A 6,475-nucleotide genomic window follows, 5' to 3' on the forward strand; every position below is an offset into this window, starting at 1 on the left:
GGCTCAGGCTCCCGTCATGGCGGAAAGGCTGCGCGGCCCCTCCTGCAGGTTCCAGAGATGGGCGTAGCGGCCGCCGGCGCGCAGCAGCGTGTCGTGGGTGCCGTCCTCGACCATCTTGCCCTTCTCGACCACGATGATCCGGTCGGCACCGCGCAGGGTCGACAGGCGATGGGCGATCAGCACCACGGTGCGGTCCTGGCAGATGCGGCGCATGTTCGCCTGGATCGCCGCCTCGCTCTCGTAGTCGAGCGCTGAAGTGGCCTCGTCGAAGATCAGGATGCGCGGGCTGGAGACCAGGGCACGCGCGATCGCGATGCGCTGCCGCTGGCCCCCGGACAGCGAGGCGCCCCGCTCGCCGATGATCGTGTCGTAGCCTTCGGGCAGGCCGGCGATGAACTCGTGCGCACCGGCCAGCTGTGCCGCGTTGATCACTCGCTCCATGCCCATGGCCGGATCGCTCAAGGCGATGTTCTCGCGCACCGACCGGTTGAACAGCACGTTCTCCTGCAGCACCACGCCGATCTGCCGGCGCAGCCAGGACGGATCGGCCAGCGCCAGGTCGATGCCGTCGATCAGCACGCGACCGTTCTCCGGCACATAGAGCCGCTGGATCAGCTTGGCGAGCGTACTCTTGCCGGACCCGGACGATCCGACCACGCCCAGCACCTGGCCGGCCGGGATGGTCAGCGACAGGTCGCCCAGCACCGGCGGCACGTCGATGCGATAGCGGAAGGTGACGGCCTCGAGCTGGATGTTGCCGGTGATGGGCGGCAGGCTGGCCATGCCGCGCTGGCCCGGCTCGGGCTTGGTGTTGAGGATGTCGCCCAGCCGGTCGATGGACAGACGGACCTGCTGGAAATCCTGCCACAGCTGGGCCAGGCGCAGGACCGGCGCGGTCAACTGCGAGGACAGCATGTTGAACGCGACCAGTTCGCCCACGGTCAGCTCGTTCTCGATCACCAGCTTGGCACCCAGGAACAGCACCAGCACGTTCACCACCTTGCTGATGAAGGTGGCGCTCTGGGTGGCCACGATCGCAACGCGCACCACGCGGAACGCGGCGGTGACATAGCCCGCGATCTGTTCCTCCCAGCGCTGCTGCAGCACCGGCTCCAAAGCCATCGACTTCACCGTCTCGACGCCGGCGACCGCCTCGACCAGGAAAGCCTGGTTGTCGGCGCTGCGGCGGAACTTGTCGGCGAGATGGCTGCGGAACAGCGGCGTCACGCTGAGGCTGAGGGCGATGTAGAACGGCAGGGCGCCCGCGACCACGGCCGTCAGCAACGGGCTGTAGATGAACAGCACCGCCAGGAAGACCACGGCGAAGAACAGGTCCAGCACCATCGTGATCGCGGACGAGGTCAGGAAGTTGCGGATGTTCTCCAGCTCACGAACCCGCGCCACCGTGTCGCCGACCCGGCGCGCCTGGAAATAGGCCATCGGCAGCGACAGCAGGTGGCGGAACAGCCGGGCGCCCAGCTCGACGTCGATCCGGTTCGAGGTATGGGTGAACAGGTAGGTCCTGAGTCCGCCGATCACGACGTCGAACAACGACAGCAGGCCGAGCCCGATCGCCAGCACTTCGAGCGTCGACAGGCCGCGATGGACCAGCACCTTGTCGATCACGACCTGAAAGAACAGCGGCGTCAGCAAACCGAATATCTGCAGGAAGAACGATCCGATCAGCACCTCGGTGAGGGGGCCGCGGTATTTCTTGACGGCACCCACGAACCAGCCGATGTCGAAGCGCCGGGCCGAATCGGTCAGCGCCGCGCGCCGGGTCAGCAGGATCAGCCGGCCGCTCCAGCGCTCGACGAACGCCTCCTGGGTCAGCGCCTCGGGGCGTGTCGTCCGGGCGTCCTGCACCAGCAGCTTGCCCTCTCCCACGCGGCCGATGACCAGCCAGGTGCCGTCCTTGAGCGCCGCCAAGGCGGGAAATGCGGTCTTGGCCAGCCGGTCGAAGCTCGAGTTGACCGCCTTGGCCTTCACCGGAAATTGCTTTACGGCCCGCAGCAAGTCGGCCTCGCCGAGGGTGGGCTTACCGCTTTGATGGAGGATCTGGGCGGCATCGGCGGCAATGCCGAGCAGCCCCAGAATGAAGGCGAGCGAGACGGCTCCGCTGTCCGGCTCGGTCGGAACGGCCTGGGGAATTGCGGCTTTCATTGCTCTTTCCGATGTGATCGGCGGCGGTTCGATGCGACGGCCGTAGGGCGCCTCGGCCCCCGGCTATCTGCGGCGCAACCTGAACATCAGCGCGTAGCCGGCCAGCATCGAGCCCAACAGCAGCATGGTCGACGGTTCGGGCACCGTCGTGCTGGCCGCGGTGACCGAGACGTCGTCGAGGAACCAGTTGGAATTATCGTTCTGCTCGGTGAAGGCCAGGACGGTCGAGGTGCCGGTGGCCGTCGCCGTGAAGCTGTACGTGTTGTAGGACGTCGGCAATGTCGCGAACGTGTCGGACAGGAGCAGGCCGCCGAAGTCCGCGGCGAAAGAACTGAGGCCGCCCGTGGGATCGCCGTTCTCCAAGGCGAAGCTGATGGTGTAGGTCGTGCCCGCGACGGTCGTCAGCGTCTGCTGAAGCGTCCCGGTGGTTCCGATGGTACCGAGGAACGCCTCGTTCAAACCGGTGTTCGGGTTCGAATCGTCGACACCGATGCTGGGATTGCTCCCGACGACCGTCCACCCCGACGGCGGCGTCACCGGGCCGCCGCTGGCGTCGTCCGCCTCGAAGCCGCCGTTCGTGACAAGATCCGCATGCGCGAGACTGGGTAGGGCCATCGTAAGAGTAAGGGAGAGGGCGGCAAAAACGATCCGGTTCATCATCTTTTCTCCAAAGGGCCCTTCGCCCATTCATGGACGAAGGGCGGGTCGTTCCTCTTACGCGTGATGCGGCAAGGCGAGTGCTACGGCCGGGGCCGAGACCGGGTGGTAGGTGACGTCGGTTCCGCCGGCGCCGTCAGACCCCGTCTGGAAGCCCGCGGCCGAGAATTGCCCGAACAGGGTCAGGCTGGCCGTATGCGTGCCGTCGGTCACCGTCAGCAGGCCCGTGCCGTTGCCGTTGTCGTGATAAGTCGGCGTGGCGACGGTGCTGGCGTTGACGTCGGTGAAGTCCAGCGTATCGGTCAGGGCGGTGAGGTTCTTGATGGTGTCGCCGTTGAACAACGACGCGCTGTTCTTGAACGTGTCGCCGCCGCCGGACGAGCCGGTGAAGGTGTCGTGACCGCTGCCGCCGGTGATGGTCAGCCCGCTGATCGCGTTGGCCGTGAAGTTATAGGCCGTCGCACCGGCGACGAGTGCCACCGTCCGGATATCGGTGACGCTGCTGCCCATCGTGACCGTGCCGCCGCCGGTCACGTCCAAGGTGCTGTTTCCGGTGCCGCCGTCGATGGTGGCGCCGATCGTCGCGGCATTGACGATGATGGTGTCGTTGCCGCTGCCGCCATGCACCGTCTCCCGCGCATCGCCGACCGTGACGACGTCGGCGCCGGACGCGAGATTGATCACGGCCGCATTGTGTGCGCCGGTGATCGTGATGGTCGGCACCTTCGGGTTGCCGGCATTCACCGCGGCCGCCGTCACATTCACCGTGGCGTCGAGGCCGTCGCGCAGCGTGATCGTCTGCACCTGGCTGGCGAAGGTCTGCGTCGGCCCGATGTAGGAGGTTTGACCTTCCTGGGCCGTGATCGTCTGAATGTTCGTGAGGGTGGTCGGAGTCTGGAGCGCGAAGGTGCCGCCACCGACGAGCGCCAGCGTGTTGGTGCCGCCGCCGCCGTCGATCACATCGTTCGCCGAGAGCGTGCGCGTCACCGCCGTGAAGGTATCGTTGCCGGCGCCGCCGTGGAACGTGTCCTGACCGGTGGTTAGGATGAAGTTGCTGCCGGCCGGGTTGTTGACCGTGACACCGATCATGGTCTGGACGGCATGGCCGCCGAGCGCGTCGCTGGCATTGACGTCGATCGTGTCGCTGCCGGCCGAGCTTCCGAGGTAGCGGAGCGTCGCGAGGTCGGCATTGACCTGGGCCACGGTACCGGTCAGCACCAGATCGTGGGCCGTCCCGCTGATCCCCGTGCCGGTGGCCGACAGGGTACCGGAGGTATCGGTCAAGGTCAGGGTCACCGTGCCGCTCGACGCCGCATCCGCGACGCTGACACCCGAGATTCCGGTGGCAGCGCCTGCAACGACGGTCTGCGCGCCCGGTACTGTCGTCACCGGCGGTCCGTTGGTCGTGACGCCGATCGTCGTCTGGGCGGCATTGCTGCCCAGGCTGTCGGTCGCGTTGACGGTGATCGTATCGCCGCCGGCGGTGCCCGACTGGTCCTTCAAGGTCGCGAGGTCGGCATTCACCTGCGCCACCGTGCCGGTGATCACCAGGTCATGCACGGACCCGCTGACGCCGGTCCCGGTCGCCGACAGGCTGCCGGTCGTGTCGGTCAAAGTGACCGTCACGGTCTGGCCGCCGGTGAGCGCGTCGGCAACGCTGACGCCCGAGATCGCGGTCGCCACACCTTGTTCGATCGTCTGCGCCCCCGGGACCGTCGTGACCGGCGGCTGGTGGGCGTTGTTGACCGTGACGCCGATCGTGGTCTGGACGGCATGACCACCGAGCGTATCGCTGGCATTGACGTCGATCGTGTCGCTGCCGGACGAACTGCCGAGGTAGCTGAGGGTCGCGAGGTCGGCATTGACCTGGGCCACCGTGCCGGTCAACAGCAGGTCGTGGGCCGTCCCGCTGATGCCGGTCCCGGTCGCCGACAGGGTGCCGGAGGTGTCGGTCAGCTCGACTGTCACGTTTCCGCTGCTCGCTGCATCGGAAACGCTGACGCCGGAGATCCCGGTCGTCGTGCCCGTCAGCACCGTCTGCGCCCCCGGTACCGTCGTCACCGGCGGTCCGTTGGTCGTGACGGCGATCGTCGTCTGGGCGGCATGACCGCCGAGCGCATCGGTCGCGTTGACGTCGATCGTGTCGCTGCCCGCACTGCCGGACTGGTACTTCAGGGTGGCGAGATCGGCATTCACCTGAGCCACGGTGCCGGTCAGGACCAGATCGTGGGCCGTGCCGCTGACCCCCGTGCCGGTCGCCGACAGGGTGCCCGTCGTGTCGGTCAGCTCGACCGTTACGTTCCCGCTCGACGCCGCATCCGTAACGCTGACACCGGAGATCGTCCGTGCCAGGCCTTGCTCCACCGTCTGAGCCCCCGGCACCGTCGTCGCCGGTGGACCGTTCGTAGTGACGCCGATCGTGGTCTGGACGGCATGCCCCCCCAGCGCGTCGCTGGCATTGACGTCGATCGTATCGCCGCCGACGCTGCTGGACTGATACTTCAAAGTCGCGAGATCGGCGTTGACCTGGGCTACCGTGCCGGTCAGCACGAGGTCGTGGGCCGTGCCGCTGATGCCGGTTCCCGTCGCCGACAAGGTTCCCGTCGTGTCGGTCAGTTCGACCGTCACATTCCCGCTCGACGCCGTATCCGCCACGCTGACGCCGGAGATCGTCCGTGCCAGGCCTTGCTCCACCGTCTGCGCGCCCGGCACCGTCGTGACCGGCGGGCCGTTCGTGGTGACGCCGATCGTGGTCTGGGTTGCATGACCACCGAGCGCATCGCTGGCATTGACGTCGATCGTGTCGCCGCCGGGCGCGGTGCCCGTGTAGGTCAGGGTCGCGAGGTCGGCATTGACTTGCGCCACCGAGCCCGTGATCACCAGATCGTGGGCCGAACCGCTGACGCCGGTGCCGCTGGCCGACAGATTGCCGGTCGTATCGGTCAGGACCAGGGTCACGGTCCCGCTCGACGCCGCATCGGCAACGCTGACGCCCGTGATCGCGGTCGCAGCGCTTTCCTCGACCAGTTGCGCGCCCGGTACCGTCGTCACCGGCGGTCCATTAGTCGTGACGCCGATCGTCGTCTGGGCGGCATTGCTGCCCAGGCTGTCGGTCGCGTTGACGGTGATCGTATCGCCGCCGGCGGTGCCCGACTGATCCTTCAAGGTCGCGAGGTCGGCATTCACCTGCGCCACCGTGCCGGTGATCACCAGGTCATGGGCCGTGCCGCTGACCCCCGTGCCGGTCGCCGACAGGCTGCCGGTCGTGTCGGTCAAAGTGACCGTTACGGTCTGGCCGCCGGTCAAGGCATCTGCAACGCTGGCGCCCGAGATCGCGGTGGCCACACCTTGTTCGATCGTCTGCGCCCCCGGGACCGTCGTGACCGGCGGCTGGTGGGCGTTGTTGACCGTGACGCCGATCGTGGTCTGGACGGCATGACCGCCGAGCGCGTCGCTGGCATTGACGTCGATCGTGTCGCTGCCGGACGAGCTGCCGAGGTAGCTGAGGGTCGCGAGGTCGGCATTGACCTGGGCCACAGTGCCGGTCAACAGCAAGTCGTGGGCCGTCCCGCTGATGCCGGTCCCGGTCGCCGACAGGGTGCCGGAGGTGTCGGTCAGCTCGACCGTCACGGTGCCGCTGCTCGCCGCGTCCGAG

Annotated in this window: 3 protein-coding genes; all 3 read right to left on the reverse strand. The window is 67.5% G+C overall.

The window, feature by feature from the left end; translation table 11 throughout:
• Positions 1-3: 3 nt before the first annotated feature.
• Entirely contained in the window at positions 4-2,163 is a 2,160-nt protein-coding gene (locus VGV37_RS21370) for a type I secretion system permease/ATPase (protein WP_326881789.1), read from the reverse strand.
• 63 nt (positions 2,164-2,226) lie between these two features.
• Positions 2,227-2,820: a PEP-CTERM sorting domain-containing protein gene (locus VGV37_RS21375; RefSeq protein WP_326881790.1), complete on the reverse strand. Its 594-nt coding sequence runs from the start codon at positions 2,818-2,820 to the stop codon at positions 2,227-2,229.
• A gap of 57 nt (positions 2,821-2,877) precedes the next feature.
• Positions 2,878-6,475: hypothetical protein (locus tag VGV37_RS21380; RefSeq protein WP_326881791.1), on the reverse strand; the 3,598-nt coding region annotated here is incomplete at its 5' end.

The organism is Aliidongia sp. (assembly GCF_035943795.1).
Taxonomy (GTDB): domain Bacteria; phylum Pseudomonadota; class Alphaproteobacteria; order ATCC43930; family CGMCC-115725; genus Aliidongia.